Raw genomic sequence first — 17368 nt, forward strand, 5'->3', positions numbered from 1 at the left:
GGTACTCTGGCTAAACCAGAGCAAGCCGCAAAGATAGCGCTATCATAATGTGCGGCACAAGCTAGGGATTACACGTATGACCGACCCTTCTTTACCCGCAACGCCACCCGTCTCCAGGGTCAGAAAGCCACGCGCCAGCAGCCGTGCCACGGGCCGCGTCACCCTGGCCGACGTCGCGGCGATAGCAGGCGTCAGCCCCATTACCGCTTCTCGCGTTGTCAGCGGCAAAGCCCGGGTCGACCCCGAGCTGGCCCGGCGGGTTCGCGCCGCCGTGGAAAAACTCGGCTATCGGCCCGACCCTTCCGCCCGTGCGCTGGCCTCGGCCAAAAGCACTCATGTCGTCGTCCTGATCCCCATGCTGTCCAACACCCTGTTCACCGACCTGCTTGAAGCGGTGCAGGAATCCATGTGGCATGCCGGCTATCAGGTGTTTGTCGGCATCACCCACTACCAGCCCGCCCGGGAAGCCGCCTTGCTTGAAAGCTATCTGTCGCACAGACCCGCAGGTATCATCCTGACCGGGCTGGACCGCAGCCAAGGCCAACGCAAACTGATCCAGGACAGCCGCACCCCCTGCGTACACGTCATGGAACTGAGCGACGACTCCTCGCTGCACTGCGTGGGCTTCTCGCAGGACGAAGCCGCCCGCGCCGTTGCCGGCCATCTCCTGGCCCGAGGCCGCAAGAAAATCGCTTTTGTCGGCGCCCAGCTTGACCCGCGCACAATAGAACGCGCCGGCGGCTTCAGATCCGCATTGCAAGAGGCCCGCTGCTACGATCCCGCGCTGGAAATCCTCAGCCCCAAACCGTCGTCAGTGGCACTGGGTGCCGAATGCTTCGAGCAGCTCATGTCGGCCCATCCGGACATCGATGCCATCTTCTTCTGTAACGACGACCTGGCCCATGGCGGCTTGCTCCAGGCCCTGCGCATGAACGTATCCGTCCCCGGCCGGGTCAGCATTGTCGGATTCAACGACCTTCCGGGCAACGCCCAAATGCTGCCCGCTCTATCCAGCCTGCGCACCCCCCGCCGGGAAATCGGACTGGCCGCCGCCGACATGCTCCTCAAACTCATGCGCGGCGATTCTGTTCCCGAACCCGCCATCGATTTGGGTTTCGAGCTGATGGTGCGCGAAAGCAGCTGACCGTGTCGCTTGATCGCCGGCCCTGCGGTGTGCCTTGGGCTGGGGCCGGCGGTTAGGCGTGCGCCGCGGGCTACGGAAGGGAAGGCGGGGAAAAAGGCGGGAGCTGTCTGAGCGCGTCAGCGCGAGTTCTCCCGCCGCCCGCCTGGACGACGTAGACGCGGAAACAAGCACGCCGTAGCCGGAACCAGCCCAAGGCACACCGCAGGGCTTGTGGGCATCACGAACAGCTCGGCGGACATAAAGGGGCGGCGATGGTTGATGCTACGGCGGTATCAAGGTGAGCTTTTACTACGGTGATGTCAAGGCGTTTGGGGTGGAGGGGGTGGAAAAAGATCGTCGCTGCGAACGGTGTCCTGTTTCTTGTAAATACCGTGACGCAGCGCCTCAAACTTTTTCCACCCCCTCCACCCCAAACACCTCTGTAGCGAATGTAGTCAGCCTGCGCAAAACAGATGGATTACGATTCACATGTGCCGCTGCGCTTGTTCCGACTAGCAGCGACAACAGCGGCAACGAAGACAACAGAGAAACAGAGAAACAGCGATGGCCCGCCACCCGCGTCACGCCGACCTTCCTTAAGAACAAGAACAAGGCCAAAAAGCAGGCACGAGGCCGAGGCACAAAACAAAAAGCAGGCATAAAAAAACGAAACCGAACGAAAGAAACAGCAGGGAACCAACCAATCGGCAAGACGTACAAGGCAAAAAAACGGCGCCCCAAAAAGACGCCGCCCCATTCACCGCAACTGCGACAACCCCTAAAACGGCGGATCGTCATCATCCCCCGTGGTTGCCACAGGCGCCGCCTTGGCCGCCTTCTTCACAGCCGTCTTGCTGGCCGCCTTTTTAGCCGCTGCCTTCTTGGCTGGCGCCTTGGTGGCTGTCTTGCTCGTCGTCTTTTTAGCCGCCGCCTTCTTGGCAGCCGTCTTCGTTGCCGCCTTCGTCGCTGTTTTGGCCGCTGTCTTGGACGCCGCCTTCTTTCCCGGCTTCTCGGGCCGCGGCTCAAACTCGAAACCAACTTTCCCGTTCGGCTGCTTCACCAAAAACGCCTTGAACTTCCGGTTCGTACGGCTCGACACAAAACCGTCCAGCAAATCCGTCTTGCCCTCCGACAACAACTTGCTGACCTGCTCGGCCGAAATCTCCTGCTGCAAAATCATCTTGCCCGTACGGAAATCGCAGGTCTTCTCCGGGCCCACCGACTTCTCGCAGACATAATTCATGCCATGCTCATACACCTTATGGTGGCATTTCGGACACTCGCCCACCGGCGTATGGCCTGAAAAATCGACCGGCTCCGTGTCCTCGTCGTCCTTCTGGCCGAAATCGAACTCCAGCTTGTATTCATCCGTAATCCGCAGCAACGCCGCGAACGGCCGCCCCATCTTGCTGATGAAACCCGGCAGGGGGCCCAGTTCCCGCTTCGTCAGCAGTTCCTCGACCTCGGCAATCTCGAACGTCCGCCCGCCCGGATGTTTCCCGATCGAAAAATCGCAGCTGGTGCAGGCATAGCGGCGGTAGTTTTCTTTCACCACGCTGCCGCATTTCGGACACGGCGTCGCCAGCGTTGCATAATCGCCCGGCACCGTGTCCCGCTCATATTCCTTTGCCCGCTTGACGATCACCTGCGTCATTTGGGCAATTTCCCGCATGAAGGCATCGCGATCCAGCTCGCGCTGCTCGATCTGCTTCAGACGGTGCTCCCAGCCCCCGGTCAGCTCGGGCGAGGTCAGTTCATTCACCCCCAGTCCCGACAGCAGCGTCATCAACTGGCGCGCCTTGGCGCTCGTGACCAGGTCGCGGCCTTCGCGCCGCAAATACCCTTCATTCAGTAGGCCCTCGATAATCGCCGCCCGCGTCGCCGGCGTGCCCAGGCCGCGTTCCGACATCGCTTCGCGCAGCGCCTCGTCGTCCACCAGCTTGCCCGCGCCTTCCATGGCCGACAGCAGCGTGGCCTCGGTGAAGTGCGCGGGCGGCTTGGTGACCAGCCCCTTGGATTCGACATCTTCGGTCTTGACCTGCTCGCCTTCGGACACGGCGACCAATGTCGTATCGTCGCCTTGCGCCTCGCGGCCGTAGATCGCCAGCCAGCCCGGCGCAATCAGCACCTTGCCTTCCGTCTTGAAGTGATGCCCCGATACCTCGGTAATCCGGGTGGTGGTGCGGAACTCGGCGGCGGGGAAAAATACGGCCAGGAAGCGTTTGGCGATCAGGTCGTAGATCTTGCTTTCGGCCTCGCTTAATTCACGCGGGATCTGCAGCGTCGGAATAATGGCAAAGTGATCCGACACCTTTTTATTGTCGAAAATGCGCCGGTTGGGCTTGACCCATTTCTGCTTGCACACTGTTTCCGCAAACGGGCGTACGGGAGCCGCGGCCGCGGAGCCGCCTTCAGCCAAGGCTTCCATCGTCTGCTGAACCGTTTGAATATAGTCTTCCGGCAGATAGCGCGAGTCGGTACGCGGATAGGTCAATGCCTTGTGGCGTTCATACAGCGTTTGAGCCAGCGCCAGGGTGGTCTTGGCCGAAAACCCGAAGCGCGAGTTGGCCTCGCGCTGCAGCGAGGTCAGGTCGAACAGCGCTGGCGACATCTGCGTGGAAGGCTTGGACTCCTCGGTCACATGGCCCGGTTGCCCACGGCAGGCCATGACGATGGTTTGCGCGGCCGTGCTGGACCAGAGCCGGGAGTCGCGCTGCTCGGGGTCGCGCTCGTCCTTGACGAACTTGGGGTCGAACCAGCGCCCGCTGTAGAAACCCGCCGCGGCCACAAAGGTGGCATGCACTTCCCAATAATCGCGCGACACGAACTTGCGTATGCGCTCTTCGCGTTCGTTGACGATGGCCAGGGTGGGCGTCTGCACGCGGCCGACCGGTGTCTTGAAAAAGCCGCCGTCCTTGCTGTTGAACGCCGTCATGGCGCGCGTGCCGTTGATGCCGACCAGCCAGTCCGCTTCGGCGCGCGACCGGGCCGCTGCCTCCAGCGGCTTCATGGCGTCGTCGTCGCGCAGGTTGGCGAAGGCTTCGCGTATGGCGGCTTGCGTCATCGAACGCAGCCACAGGCGCTTGACGGGTTTCTTGACCCCTGAATACTGCACAATGTACCGGAAGATGAGCTCGCCCTCGCGCCCCGCGTCGCAAGCGTTGATCACCGCATCGACATCCTTGCGCTTGAGCAGCTTGACCAGCAGCTTGAGCCGTTCGGACGACCGCTTGTCGGTGGGGCCCAGCTCGAACTGAGGCGGAATCACGGGAAGGTGCGTGAAGCTCCATTTGCCGCGCACCGGATCGTTGGGCGCAACCAGGCTGAGCAGGTGGCCCACGCTGGAAGCCAGCACGTAGTGCTCGCTTTCAAAATAGTCGCCTTCCCGGGTGAAGCCGCCGAGGGCGCGGGAAATGTCCAGGGCAACCGAGGGTTTCTCGGCAATAATGAGCGTTTTAGTCATGAGTTTCCAGTAACTGCGTTTCAGCAGCAATAGCGCGGATAATACGAGGTGAGAAACGCACTATGCAAGTCGAGGGTCAACAAAGCCATCCCGTGCGGGGCATTTCCTGGGCCGTTTTCCTGCAAAAAACGGCGCTTGCGCTGGCTTGCCTGCTGCTGGCCAGCGCCGGTATCAGCTGGCTTGCAGCCAATTGGGAACACGCCAGCGCCTTCCAGAAGCTGGCCGGCACCCAGGTTGTGCTGGTGCTGCTGGTTTTCCTGGCCTGGCGTCAGTCGGGCGCCCTCAGGCCGTCCGCCATTCGCGATTTCTCGCCTTTTGCCCTGCTGACTGCGCTGGCTGCTGTGACGGTTGGCGGTTTGCTGGCCCTCGTGGGCCAAATATATCAGACTGGCGCGGATCCCTGGCAGCTGTTCCTGCTTTGGGCCGTATTGATCCTCCCCTGGCTGCTGGCCGCGCGCACGGTGTTCCTGGGCATGCTGTTCGCCTTGCTGTTGAATCTGGCCGCGGCTTTATACCTGAACATGCTCGATGGGCGGTTCTGGTTCGGCGCCACCCCGCACTGGGCGAGCGCCGGTTTGCTGCTGGCGCTGATGAACGCGGTGCTGCTGGCGCTCTGGGAAAGGGCGGGCGCGCTACTGGACGACCCCTGGCGGATTGGGCCGCGCGCGCTGGCGGCAGCCATGGCGGGCTGGCTGATCGTGGCAGCCATGGCGGGCTTCGATATGCAGAACGGCCCCGCGGCGCCGGCCGCCATCGGGCTGATGGCCATGGCCCTGATGTACCGCGTCTATACCGCCTGGCGCCCCGACCTGGCCATGGTCAGCCTGGCTGCCGCCACCGCTTTCTTCCTGCTGGCGATTCCGTTGCTGAGCTGGGTCGAGTCCGAAGCCTCGCTGCTGCTGGCGATTGTGGCGCTGCTGGTGCTGGCCGGCCTGGCCCTGCGCCAACTGGGCAAGCTGATTCGCGCGGCCAGGCCTTCGGATAGCGCTGAGCCGGCGCAGGACGCCGCGCCGGGGCTGGACCCCTGGTACGTGAGCCTGTTTCGCCTGGCCGTCATGGGGCTGTCCGCCATTCTGATTATTGTGTTCCTGTTCATGACGCTGGACCTGGAGCTCGAGCAGCTGTGGCTGGCCGGCCTGGTGGTGTGCGGCCTGGGCCTGCTGGCTCTCAGGGGCGGCGGCAGCGTCATCCGTGAGCTGGGCATGACGCTGACCGCAACGGGGCTGATCATGGCGGGGTCGGGGCTGTATGCGCTGGACGATGTCGGTGCTTTGCCCAGGACGGCGGGCACGCTGCTGCTCGGCATCATCGTCTACGGTTGGGCCGCTGGGGCTGCCTTGCGCTTCTTGTGCGCATTTTTCGTCCTGGCGCTGGCCTGCCTGTTGACCTGGCCCGGGCCGGAGTATGAGGCCCTGAATGCCTTGTTCGACAAAGGGTCCATCTGGCAGCATGTGCCGGCTTACTTGCGCCTATGGTGGCTGGCGGTGGCCGGGGTCCTGGCTTTCGCCGCTGCCCGCCGTATCGACAGGCGGGCGTTCTGGCTGCCGCTGGCCTGGGCATTGGCCTGCCTGGCGCAGGCGATGGCCTGGATCGCGCCCGCGCCCACCATGCTGGGGCTGGCCCTGGTATGGCAGCAAGCGCCCGGACTGCTGCTGATCTGGGCGGGCTGCGCGCTCCTGCCGGTGCTGTCGCTGTGGGCGCTGTTGCGGCGTGCCGCCGGCTTGCCGCGCTGGCTGGGGGTCGCGGCGCCCGCGGCGCTGGCCGTGGCCAGCCTGGGATGGATGGGGGCGCCGGGCGTGTCCATGGCCTTGCTCTGGCTGGTGCTGGGTTATGCGCTGGCGCAACGCAGCCTGATGGTGTTCGGTGTGCTGGCGCTATTGACGTACTTAAGCCGGTTTTACTATCAGATGGACGCCACGCTCATGCAAAAATCGCTGGTGCTGGGCCTGACCGGCGCCTGGTTGCTGCTGTCGTGGTGGGCGCTGCGTACAAAAGCGGCCGTATCCGCTGCGGCGCATGCACACGCGGATTCCGGCCCGCGTCCGGCTGTGGGGGTGCTGCTGGCGCCCAGGACGGGCCGCCGCCGGATCGTGGCGGGCCTGGGCGTTGGGTTGGCCGCCGTGCTGCTGCTTGCCAATGGCGGTATCTATCAGCGCGAGCAGATTCTGGCGCACGGGCAGCCGGTGATCCTGGCCTTGGCGCCGGTCGACCCCCGCTCCTTGATGCAAGGCGACTACATGGCGTTGCGTTTTGCCGCGGCCGATGAAGCGCGGCGGATGCTGGCGCAGGCGCCGCCCCAGACCGCGCAAGCCGTCGAAGCCCGGCAGGGCGGCTGGCTGGTATTGCGGCCTGACGCGGAAGGGGTGCATCACGTGCAGGCGGTCAGCCCGTCTCTGGACGCCCTGGATGGTGCCGTGCCGGAGGAATCGGATGTGTGGCTGGAATTCCGCCTGCGCCATGGCACGCTGCGTATCGTGACCGATGCCTGGTTTTTCCCGGAAGGGCAGGCGTCGCGCTACGAGGCGGCACGTTATGGCGAGTTCCGGGTCGATCGGCGCGGGACCGGGCTGCTGCTGCGCTTGCTGGACGCGCAAGGCCGGCCGCTGCCCTGAATCGCCGACGCTACCCGCTGGTTCTGGGGGCCTAGCCGCCCGTGCTGCCGTAACGCGCGGCCCAGCGTTCCAGCGCGATCTGCCAGAACGACGCCATGTCGTTCACGGCCAGCGCCTCGAAGCCCAGCGCCTGCCACGCTTTGTTCAGGGTGGGCAAAGGGCGTGTGATGTCCATGGCGGCGGCGTGATTCTGCTTGGACAATTTCCGGCCGGTGGCGTCGCACAGCAGGGGGACGTGCATGACCGATGGATAATCGATGCCCAGATGGCGCGCCAGCACGCGCTGGCGCGCGGTCGAATCCAGCAGATCGGCCCCGCGGACGATATGCGTGATGCCTTGTTCGCCATCGTCCACCACGACCACCATCTGATACGCCCACAGGCCATCGGCCCGCTTGATGATGAAATCGCCCGTTTCCGCCGCCACATCCTGTTGCTGCGGTCCGTGCCAGCGGTCATGAAAGCGTTCTACCCCCTGAGGGACTCTGAAACGCCACGCACGGGGCTGGCGGCCGGGGGGCAACCCATGACGGCAGGTGCCGGGGTAGGGACCCTCTGAGGGCAGCTCCTGGCGCGTGCAGGCGCATCCATAGACTTCATCCCTGGCCAGCAGCGTGTCGAAAGCCGCCTGATACACATCCAGGCGCTGCGATTGCCAGACCGGCTCGCCGTCCCATTGCATGCCCAGGACGCGCAATTGATGCATGATGGTTTTGTCGGCGCCCGGCGCAACCCTGGGGGTATCGATGTCTTCGATGCGCAGCAGCCACTGGCCCTGCTGCGCCCGGGCGTCCAGGAAGCTGGCCATGGCGGCGATCAGCGAGCCATTATGCAGCGGCCCGCTGGGGCTGGGCGCAAAGCGCCCCCGGTAAACAGGCTTGCTGCGTGCAGACGCTGATGCCATCAAGGTGCTAGTGCGATAGACGGGCGTGGTCGTCGGCCAGAAGTTCCTCGAACACCAGATGGTCGACCTCGGCTTCCTGGCTCCAGAGCACCATCAGCGCAATGATCTTGATCTTGGCCAGTGAAATGGGTGACTCGCCGGTGGCCTGGGCGCGCTCGATGAGGATTTCGCGCAATGCCGCAGGCAGCACACCCGAGTTCTCAAGGAAGGTGATGAAGCCAATGGCCTGCGTGCCCAGTGTCTGGTATTCGTGATCGGTGAAAATCCGCTTGCTGTCGCCCAAAGGCGCTTGCGCCAGTTGTCCGCATTCTTCGGTTGTTTGCGCCAGCCCGTGCAGCCAGCCCAGCGCATCGTTGATGTCTTCGTGCTCGAAACCGACCGCGGCCAGCTTGTGCGCCAGGACATCCGCTTCCGGGCATGCTTGCGGTGTATAGTAGGTTTCGAATAAATAAACCAATATATCGAACATAAGTGCGCGATTCCGGTTGCCGTGTTGTATGTGAAAGCCAGTAAATAAGGTAAACCGGTAAAGTTAGGAATGACTTTACGCTGAATTCCGATGTCCGGCAACTTGGACGTGTTGCTGCAAACCGACGCTTGCGGCCTTCACGGCGCAGCGTACGGCGCGTAGTGTAAACCGACTAAAGGGAAGATCATGGAAGGGGTAACGCAATTGGCACAGCGGCAAAACGCAGTCGACCAGGCCATGGCGATCGCACCGGCCGCGCAGATAGGCGATGCCTTGGCGGACATCGACACACCCAGCCTGCTGCTTGATCTGGACGCCTTCGAGGACAACCTGCGCGCCATGCAGGCGCTGGCCGAACGGCACGGCGTGGGCTTGCGCCCGCATGCCAAGGCGCATCGCTGTCCCGATATCTCCTTGCGCCAGCTTGCCCTGGGCGCCCAGGGCATTTGCTGCCAGAAAGTATCCGAGGCCGTTCCTTTCGTCGCGGCGGGACTGCGCAACATCCATATCAGCAACGAGGTGGTCGGCCCGGCCAAGCTGACCCTGTTGGCGCAACTGGCCCACCAGGCCGACATCACCGTCTGCGCCGACCATCCCGCCAACGTCGAGGCCCTGTCCGACGCCATGCTCAAGCACAAGGCCAGCCTGGGCGTGCTGGTTGAAGTCGACGTCGGCCAGAAGCGCTGCGGGGTGCAGACGCCCGAAGAAACAGTGGCGCTGGCCCAGCGCATCCAGGCCCTGCCCAATCTCCAGTTCATGGGGATTCAGGCCTATCACGGCGGCCTGCAGCACAAGCACGGGCTGGCGCAGCGCCAGCAATCCTGCGAAAAAGCCGTCAAGCTGGTCCGCAAGCATCTGGAGGCCCTGCAGCAGGCCGGCATCAAATGCCCTGTGGTTACCGGCGGCGGCACCGGCAGCGCCGCCTTCGATGTCGCCAGCGACGTCTTTACCGAAATCCAGGCGGGCACGTATGCCTTCATGGACACGGATTACGGCAGTCTGGATTGGGGCGAGAGCCTGGCTTTCCGGCACAGCCTGTTCCTGCTGGGCACGGTGATGAGCACGCCCACGCCGGAACGGGCCGTCATCGATGTGGGCCTGAAATCCACCAGCGCAGAAAGCGGCACGCCCGCAGCGGTGGGGCTCGAGGGTGTGCGCTGCATAGCGGTCAACGATGAGCACAGCATTCTGCAGGCAGATGATCCGGCCCATCGCCCCGCTCTGGGCGACCGCATCCGACTGATTCCTTCGCATTGCGACCCGACGTTCAATCTACACGATACCGTTATTGGGGTGCGTGGCGGGTATGTGGAAGCGATCTGGCCTGTCAGTGCGCGGGGGCTTAGCCGTTGATGCGGACGGCTTTGCGCCAAGGCGTTCTTGGTCCAGGCAAGGGGATTCAGTCTGTTTTTTTAACCCAGGCGCTGCGCTGTCCGGGGCCAGGTTACGCGCCGATCGCTGCGGCCTCGGCTTTGCCGAGGCTTCCCGTGGGGCGGGCCTGAGCCGGGGTCGGACGCGAACTCACAAAAAGCGGTCCCCCGGACCGCCTTTTGCTCAGACATGCGCGTCCTCTTACGCCCCCGCCCCAGGCCCGCCCCACGGCTTGCTCAACCGTTGCTCCACCTGGCCCCGGACAGCGCAGCGCCTTCACAGATTAATCCCTTCCCAGGAAAACCCTTCAGTGCTTATGTATCTAAGCGGTGTTGGATCTGATGCCGGGTGGCGCGCCGTTTGAGCAAGCCGGGCAGCCTCCTGAAACGGGGGGCGTAAGAGGACGCGCATGTCTGAGCTTGGCAACAGTCCGGGGGACTGTAGCCAAGCGAGTTCGCGTCCGACCCCCGCTTTCAGGAGGATGCCCGGGTAGCCCCGGCAGGGCCGGGGCCGCAGCGATCGGCGCAGAACCCGGCATCAGGTCCAACACCGCCTTAAGAATTAAAATGAACTAAAATCGTCCAAAATTATTAAAACAGCAACGAAATTCGGCTAAAAACAAGAAATCAAGCCGAAATAGCAATCAACTCCACCCCATCCGTCACTTGATCCCCCACCCCGAAAAACACCTCCTGCACCGTCCCGTCCGCCGGCGCAAGAATCGTATGTTCCATCTTCATGGCTTCCATCACCAGCAACGCATCCCCGCTCTTCACCACATCGCCCGCCTTCACCGAAATCGAAATAATCTTCCCCGGCATCGGCGCCGTCAGTCCGCCTCCGTGGTCGCCCCCATCATCCTGAGCATGCGCCACCGCGTCGTGAAGCTGCAGCACATGCACCGCCCCGTCGCGAAACACATGCAGCGCCTCGCCACGGACAATCACCGTCGCAAACGCATCCGCGCCGCCAAGCCGGATGCGCACCCGATACTGTCCTGGTGAAGCCAGTTGCGCATCCCACTCAAACGGCGCCGGCTCGCCCTGATGCTGATAAGCCCACTGCGCCCCGATGCGCCGCACCGATACCTCGCGCAGCGCATCTTGCTCGATCAGGCCGAACATCTGTGTGTAAGACCCGGCCACGCGCCAGCCATCGGCCCGGGCCCACGGGTCTACCGGGACTTTGTTCCGCTGAAGAACCGAATAGTGCAGTCCCCGGCTGGCCAGCAGCGCCGCGATGCCCAGCGCCAGCGTACTGTCGCTGGCCGCAGGCACTGCCGGGAACAGGCTATTGTGCTGGCGTTCGATCAGGCCGGTATCCAGGTCCGCCTGGGCAAAGGCCGGGTCCAGCATCAGCCGCCGCAGGAAGGCAATATTGGTCTGCACCCCGACGCTGCGGATCTCGCCCAGGGCCTGCACCATGCGCGCGCGGGCTTGTTCACGATCACTGCCCCGCACAATCAGCTTGGCGATCATGGGGTCGTAAAAAGGCGTAATGGTGTCGCCCGCCTGCACGCCGCCGTCTATCCGGATATCGCCGTTCTGGAAGGCCGCATGGGGCGGGAAATCCAGCGTGGCCAAGGTCCCGATGGAAGGCAGAAAACCCTTGTCGGGATTTTCGGCATAGATGCGTGCCTCGATGGCATGGCCTGTAATGTGTAATTCCTCTTGCGTCACCGGCAAAGGCTCGCCGGCGGCAATGCGCAGCTGCCATTCGACCAGATCGTGGCCGGTAATCATTTCCGTCACCGGGTGCTCGACCTGCAGGCGCGTATTCATTTCCATGAAATAAAAACGGCCGTCGGGCTCGACAATGAACTCCACCGTGCCGGCGCCGACATAATTGACGGCCCGCGCGGCCGCGACCGCGGCGTCGCCCATGGCGCGCCGGCGCTCTTCGGTCATGCCTGGCGCGGGCGCCTCTTCGATGACCTTCTGGTGCCGCCGCTGTACCGAGCAGTCGCGCTCGAACAGGTATACGCAATGGCCGTGCGTGTCGGCAAAGACCTGGATTTCGATATGCCGGGGTTTTTGCAGATAGCGTTCGATCAGCACCTTGTCGTCGCCGAAGCTGCTGGCCGCTTCCCGTTTGCAGGACGCCAGCGCGTCGGCAAATGCCGCGCTGTTCTCCACGATGCGCATGCCCTTGCCGCCACCGCCCGCGCTGGCCTTGATCAGCACCGGGTAGCCCATGGCGTCGGCCTGCGATTGCAGGAACTGCGGGTCCTGATTGTCGCCGTGATAGCCGGGCACCAGCGGCACGCCGGCCTTTTCCATCAATGACTTGGCGGCCGACTTGCTGCCCATGGCGGCAATCGCGCTGTTGGGCGGCCCTACAAAGATAATGCCCGCGTCGGCGCAGGCCTGCGCGAAGGCTTCGTTTTCGGACAGGAAGCCATAGCCCGGATGCACGGCCTGGGCGCCGGTCTTGCGCGCCGCCTCGAGAATGGCATCGCCGCGCAAATAGCTTTCGCGGGGCTCGGGGCCGCCGATATGCACGGCCGTATCGCAGGCGGCGACATGGCGGGCATGGGCGTCGGCATCGGAATAGACGGCCACCGTGCGTATCCCCAGGCGGCGTGCGCTGGCTGCCACGCGGCAGGCGATTTCGCCGCGGTTCGCGATCAATAAAGTGTTGAACACATCGACTCCTTGGGATTACATGCGGAACACGCCGAAACGCGTGTCCTCGATGGGGGCGTTCAGTGCGGCCGACAGGCTCAGGGCCAGTACCCGGCGCGTGTCGGCCGGCATGATGATGCCGTCGTCCCACAAGCGCGCCGTGGCGTAGTAGGGGTGGCCTTCCTCTTCGTACTGCTGGCGGATGGGCGCCTTGAAGGCTTCTTCCTCGTCGGCGCTCCATTGGCCGCCTTTGGCCTCGATGCCGTCGCGGCGCACCGTGGCCAGCACGCTGGCGGCCTGTTCCCCGCCCATCACCGAGATGCGGGCATTGGGCCACAGGAACAGCAGCCGGGGGCCGAAGGCGCGGCCGCACATGCCGTAGTTGCCGGCGCCGAACGAACCGCCGATGAGGATGGTGAACTTGGGCACCGAGGCGGTCGATACCGCCGTCACCATTTTTGCGCCGTGGCGGGCGATGCCTTCGTTCTCGTACTTGCGGCCCACCATGAAGCCCGTGATGTTCTGCAGGAATACCAGGGGAATCTTGCGCTGGCAGCACAGCTCGATGAAGTGCGTACCCTTTTGGGCGGCTTCGGAAAACAGAATACCGTTATTGGCAATGATGCCGACCGGCATGCCGTGGATGTGCGCAAAGCCGGTGACCAGCGTGGTGCCGAAGCGGGCCTTGAACTCATCGAATGCGGAGCCGTCGACGATGCGGGCGATGACTTCGCGCACGTCGTAGGGCTTGCGGGTATCGTTGGGGATGATGCCATTCAGTTCTTGCGGGTCGTACAGCGGCTCGGCATAGGGCTGGCGCTGGAGCTGGACGGGTTTATGGTGGTTGAGCCGACCCACGGCGCCACGCGCCAGAGACAGGGCGTGCAGGTCGTTATTGGCCAAGTGGTCGGCCACGCCCGACAGCCGGGTGTGGACATCGCCGCCGCCCAGGTCCTCGGCGGTGACTTCTTCGCCCGTGGCTGCCTTGACCAGCGGCGGGCCGCCCAGGAAGATGGTGCCCTGGTTCTTGACGATGATGGATTCGTCGCTCATGGCGGGCACATAGGCGCCGCCCGCCGTGCACGAGCCCATGACGACGGCGATCTGGGCAATGCCCTGGGCCGACATGGTCGCCTGGTTGTAGAAGATGCGGCCGAAGTGGTCGCGATCGGGAAAGACTTCGTCCTGGTTGGGCAGATTGGCCCCGCCCGAATCGACCAGGTAGATGCAGGGCAGCCGGTTCTGCTGGGCAATTTCCTGCGCCCGCAAATGCTTCTTGACCGTCAGCGGATAGTAGGTGCCGCCTTTGACCGTCGCATCGTTGCAGACGATCATGCACTCGACGCCCGCCACCCGTCCTATGCCCGTGATCAGCCCCGCGCCGGGCGCGGCGTTGTCATAGACATTGTGCGCGGCCAGGGGCGAGAGTTCCAGAAACGGCGTGCCCGGATCCAGCAGGCGCTCCACGCGATCGCGTGGCAGCAGTTTGCCGCGCGCCAAGTGCTTGCCGCGCGCCGCTTCGTTGCCGCCCAGGGCGGTCTGGCGCAGTTTGTCGAGCAGGTCGTCGACCTGTTCCTGCATGGCGCGTGCGTTGTCGGCGAACGCTTGTGATCGCGGGTTGATCCGGGACTCGATGACGGGCATTGCTATTCCTAAAAAGACGGGACAAGGGCGGAGCCGGGCAACCGTGCCCCGCGACCGGCGTGTTCCGTGATCAGATCAAATAGGGACGGGGCCTAGACCATTTCCACGGCCAGGGCCACGGCTTCGCCGCCGCCGATGCACAGCGAAGCGATGCCGCGCTTGCCGCCGGTCTTGCGCAGCGCGCCGACCAAGGTCGTCAGCAGGCGCGCGCCGGATGCGCCAATGGGGTGGCCCAGCGCGGTGGCGCCGCCGTGAATGTTGACTTTCTCGTGCGGCAGCTTGAGCTCGACCATGGCCGCCATGGTGACGACGGCGAAAGCCTCATTGATTTCATACAGGTCGACGTCTTCCGCTTTCCAGCCGGCTTTGTCCAGCAGTTTGTTGATGGCGCCGACCGGCGCCGTGGTGAACCAGCCCGGCTCCTGTGAGTGCTGGCTGTGGCTCACGATGCGGGCAAGCGGTGTCGCGCCCAGTTTCTTGGCGGTCGATTCGCGCATCAACACCATGGCGGCGCCGCCGTCCGAAATCGACGACGAGTTGGCGGCCGTGACCGTGCCGTCTTTCTTGAATGCCGGCTTGAGGGTCGGGATTTTTTCCGGCATGGCCTTGGTGGGCGCTTCGTCGGTATCGATGATGGTGTCGCCTTTGCGGCCGGCCACGGTGACGGGGGCGATTTCCCATTTGAAGCTGCCGTCTTCCGTTGCCGCGCGGGCGCGGCGCAGCGATTCCAGCGAGAAAGCGTCTTGCTGCTCGCGCGTGAAGGAGTATTTGTCGGCGCAGTCCTCGGCGAAAACGCCCATGGCGGTGCCGCGCTTGTAGGCGTCCTCCAGGCCGTCCAGCGCCATGTGGTCGTAGACGGTGGAATGGCCGTAGCGATAGCCCTGGCGTCCGCGCAGCAGCAGGTAGGGGGCGTTGCTCATGCTTTCCTGCCCGCCTGCCACGACGACATCGGCGCTGCCCGCGAGCAGGATGTCGTGGCCGAACATGGCCGCTTTCAGGCCCGATCCGCAGACTTTGTGTATGGTGGTGCAGCCCACGCCCAAGGGCAGGCCCGCGCCCAGGGCGGCCTGGCGGGCCGGCGCCTGGCCCTGGCCTGCCTGCAGTACGTTGCCCATGATGACTTCGTCGACGGCATCGCCCTCGATGCCCGCGCGTTCGATGGCGGCCTTGATGGCGGTGGCGCCCAGCTCGTGCGCCGCCAGGCCGGACAAACTGCCCATCATGCCGCCCATGGGCGTACGGGCAACGGATACGATAACAATAGGGTCAGACATGATTTGCTCCTGAAGGATGCGATGAAGGTAAAGGGCGCCCCGCAGGGACGGCAACGCGGGCAGACAGGCGCCGGTCATGGTCGTACGGAAAAATGTCTTCGATACGGCCTTTTGCCGCGCGTTCGCGGCAGGCCTGCCACCAGTCTGCGTCCAGCAGTTCTGCGTGATACTTCAGAAAGGCCGCCCGTACACGGGGGTCGCCCAGTAAAAAGGTTTGAAACTCTTCCGGAAAGACGTCATTGGCGCCCACCGGATACCACGGTTCGCCCGATAGTTCGGCTTCGGGATACGGGGCGGGTGGAATGCGCCGGAAGTTCATTTCCGTCATGCGTTGAATCTCGTCGTAATCATAGAACACAACCCGCCCCAGGCGGGTGACGCCGAAGTTCTTGAACAGCATGTCGCCGGGGAAAATGTTGGCGGCGGTCAGGTCGCGTATGGCATCGCCATAGCGCCTGACGGCGGTTTCCAGCACGGCATCCGACGCCCGCGCCAGATACAGGTTAAGGGGGGCCATGCGCCGTTCTATATAGACATGGCGCAGCACAATGTTGCGGCTGGTTTCTTCCAGCAGGCTGGGCACCTGGCTGCGCAGTTCGTCCAGCAAGGCCTGCGAGAAGCGCTCGCGCGGCAAGGCCACTTGCGAATACTCCCAGGTGTCGGCCATGCGCCCGACCCGGTCGTGCTTCTTGACCAGCTGGTATTTGCGTCTGACCGTGGCGTGGTCCATGCCCGGCTTGGCGATGCGGTCGCGGATCAGCTTGAACACATAAGGGTAAGAGGGCAGGGTGAAGACCGTCATGACCATGCCCTTGATGCCCGGCGCGATGTCGAAGGCATCGCGCGAGTGCGCCAGGTGGTGCAGGAAGTCGCGATAAAACAGCGTCTTGCCCTGCTTTTGCAGCCCTATCGTGGTGTAGATCTCGGCCTTGGGCTTGCGCGGCAGCAGCGAGTTCAGAAAATGCACATAGGCTGCGGGCGTTTCCATGTCGACCAGGAAGTAGGCCCGGGTAAAGCTGAACAGGGTGCTCAGGTCGTCCTGGGTGTGCAGCAGGGCGTCAAGCCGGATCTGGCCGGAGGGCGTATGCAGCAGGGCAATGGCGAATGGATAAATATTGCCCTGGTTGATCAGGCGCCCGACCGCGTAAGCGCCCTTGTTGCGAAAGAACAGCGAGTTCAACACATGGATCTGGCAGTCCGGCGCAATGCGCTGGCCGGCGTCCTTGGGGATCATGCGCCGCAGTTGGTGGACCGCCATGCGCACAGCCTGGCGCGCATCGGCGGGCAGGTCGGCAAAAGGCGCGGCCAGGCCGAAGTCGGCAATCATGCTGATCAGCGTCGCCTGCGGGCCATCGGCGGCCGGGTAGTAGACGCGGTAGGACGGCAGCCTGCTGTCCAGGTACTCGGTGGCCACGGCGGGCCGCACGAACAGGAAATCGTTGTGAAAATAGTCGCGGTGCAGAATCCGGCAGGACACCGAGTTGAAAAAGGTTTCCGCGCATTCGGGCTGCCGGTGGTCGGCGAGCAGGGCGACATAATGGGACTTGACCGCCTGCCAGAAGGCGGTCTGGGCGCCGGTCAGGCTTTTCAGTGCCGAGGCGCCTTCGGGGCTGGCGTCGCTGCCTTTCAGCGCCGAGGCCAGCAGGGCGGCGCATTCGCGCACGCGCGTATCGTAGTATTCAATACGTTCTTGCGAAAGTTGCTGGATGCCGCGCCAGTCGCCCGATTCGTACAGCGACTTGGCGCGCTGCGCGCCGTAGCGGAACAGCGCGTAATGGCGATTGAAGCCGTCAAGCATGGTTTGCGCCACCGCCTGCGGCGCCGGGCCCAAGCGTGGGACCGGCTTGATATGCTGGTGATCCGCATCGAAGAGCATGGCGCCCG

At 63.9% G+C, this 17368-nt stretch carries 10 protein-coding genes; 3 read left to right on the top strand and 7 right to left on the bottom strand.

Annotation, left to right across the window (positions count from 1 at the left end; all coding sequences use genetic code 11):
* Positions 1–76: 76 nt before the first annotated feature.
* Complete coding sequence (locus tag RE432_RS05240; protein WP_310932182.1) at positions 77–1144, top strand: LacI family DNA-binding transcriptional regulator; 1068 nt, start codon at positions 77–79, stop codon at positions 1142–1144.
* A 757-nt stretch (positions 1145–1901) separates the two neighbouring features.
* Here the strand turns inward: RE432_RS05240 and RE432_RS05245 are convergent.
* The gene (locus RE432_RS05245; protein WP_310932184.1) at positions 1902–4586 is read right to left on the bottom strand and encodes a DNA topoisomerase III; all 2685 of its coding nucleotides are present in this window, start codon (positions 4584–4586) and stop codon (positions 1902–1904) included.
* 62 nt (positions 4587–4648) lie between these two features.
* Here RE432_RS05245 and RE432_RS05250 point away from each other — a divergent pair, with 62 nt between their 5' ends.
* A complete protein-coding gene (locus tag RE432_RS05250; protein ID WP_310932186.1) occupies positions 4649–7198 on the top strand; it encodes a GDYXXLXY domain-containing protein in 2550 nt (849 codons plus the stop codon).
* 31 nt (positions 7199–7229) lie between these two features.
* Here the strand turns inward: RE432_RS05250 and gluQRS are convergent, their stop codons facing one another.
* Together gluQRS and RE432_RS05260 are read right to left on the bottom strand one after the other, a co-directional pair.
* A complete protein-coding gene (gene gluQRS, locus RE432_RS05255) occupies positions 7230–8102 on the bottom strand; it encodes a tRNA glutamyl-Q(34) synthetase GluQRS (protein WP_310932188.1) in 873 nt (290 codons plus the stop codon).
* Between the two features lie 7 nt (positions 8103–8109).
* Entirely contained in the window at positions 8110–8571 is a 462-nt protein-coding gene (locus tag RE432_RS05260) for a DUF494 domain-containing protein (protein ID WP_310932190.1), read from the bottom strand.
* A 186-nt stretch (positions 8572–8757) separates the two neighbouring features.
* Between RE432_RS05260 and RE432_RS05265 the strand changes: the two genes are divergently transcribed.
* Positions 8758–9924 (top strand): DSD1 family PLP-dependent enzyme, encoded by a 1167-nt coding sequence (locus tag RE432_RS05265; protein ID WP_310932191.1) that lies wholly within the window; start codon positions 8758–8760, stop codon positions 9922–9924.
* Between the two features lie 644 nt (positions 9925–10568).
* Here RE432_RS05265 and RE432_RS05270 read toward each other — a convergent pair.
* The 4 genes from RE432_RS05270 to aceK form a co-directional block, all read right to left on the bottom strand.
* Complete coding sequence (locus tag RE432_RS05270) at positions 10569–12587, bottom strand: acetyl/propionyl/methylcrotonyl-CoA carboxylase subunit alpha (protein WP_310932192.1); 2019 nt, start codon at positions 12585–12587, stop codon at positions 10569–10571.
* A 15-nt stretch (positions 12588–12602) separates the two neighbouring features.
* Entirely contained in the window at positions 12603–14210 is a 1608-nt protein-coding gene (locus tag RE432_RS05275; protein WP_310932194.1) for a carboxyl transferase domain-containing protein, read from the bottom strand.
* A gap of 92 nt (positions 14211–14302) precedes the next feature.
* On the bottom strand, positions 14303–15484 hold the full coding sequence (locus RE432_RS05280; protein ID WP_310932195.1) for an acetyl-CoA C-acyltransferase: 1182 nt from the start codon (positions 15482–15484) through the stop codon (positions 14303–14305).
* Positions 15477–17360, bottom strand: a complete 1884-nt coding sequence (gene aceK, locus RE432_RS05285) for a bifunctional isocitrate dehydrogenase kinase/phosphatase (protein WP_310932196.1) — start codon at positions 17358–17360, stop codon at positions 15477–15479. The genes RE432_RS05280 and aceK overlap by 8 nt, the downstream gene beginning before the upstream one ends.
* Positions 17361–17368 lie beyond the last annotated feature (8 nt).

This window comes from Pusillimonas sp. SM2304 (genome assembly GCF_031628915.1).
Lineage (GTDB): Bacteria > Pseudomonadota > Gammaproteobacteria > Burkholderiales > Burkholderiaceae_B > Pusillimonas_C.

Excerpts from the sequence above, each read along its gene's own strand:
- RE432_RS05250 (WP_310932186.1), top strand. The coding sequence starts at position 4,649 with ATGCAAGTCGAGGGTCAACAAAGCCATCCCGTGCGGGGCATTTCCTGG.
- RE432_RS05240 (WP_310932182.1), top strand. The coding sequence starts at position 77 with ATGACCGACCCTTCTTTACCCGCAACGCCACCCGTCTCCAGGGTCAGA.
- aceK (WP_310932196.1), bottom strand. The coding sequence starts at position 17,360 with ATGCTCTTCGATGCGGATCACCAGCATATCAAGCCGGTCCCACGCTTG.
- gluQRS (WP_310932188.1), bottom strand. The coding sequence starts at position 8,102 with ATGGCATCAGCGTCTGCACGCAGCAAGCCTGTTTACCGGGGGCGCTTT.
- RE432_RS05260 (WP_310932190.1), bottom strand. The coding sequence starts at position 8,571 with ATGTTCGATATATTGGTTTATTTATTCGAAACCTACTATACACCGCAA.
- RE432_RS05280 (WP_310932195.1), bottom strand. The coding sequence starts at position 15,484 with ATGTCTGACCCTATTGTTATCGTATCCGTTGCCCGTACGCCCATGGGC.
- RE432_RS05275 (WP_310932194.1), bottom strand. The coding sequence starts at position 14,210 with ATGCCCGTCATCGAGTCCCGGATCAACCCGCGATCACAAGCGTTCGCC.
- RE432_RS05265 (WP_310932191.1), top strand. The coding sequence starts at position 8,758 with ATGGAAGGGGTAACGCAATTGGCACAGCGGCAAAACGCAGTCGACCAG.
- RE432_RS05245 (WP_310932184.1), bottom strand. The coding sequence starts at position 4,586 with ATGACTAAAACGCTCATTATTGCCGAGAAACCCTCGGTTGCCCTGGAC.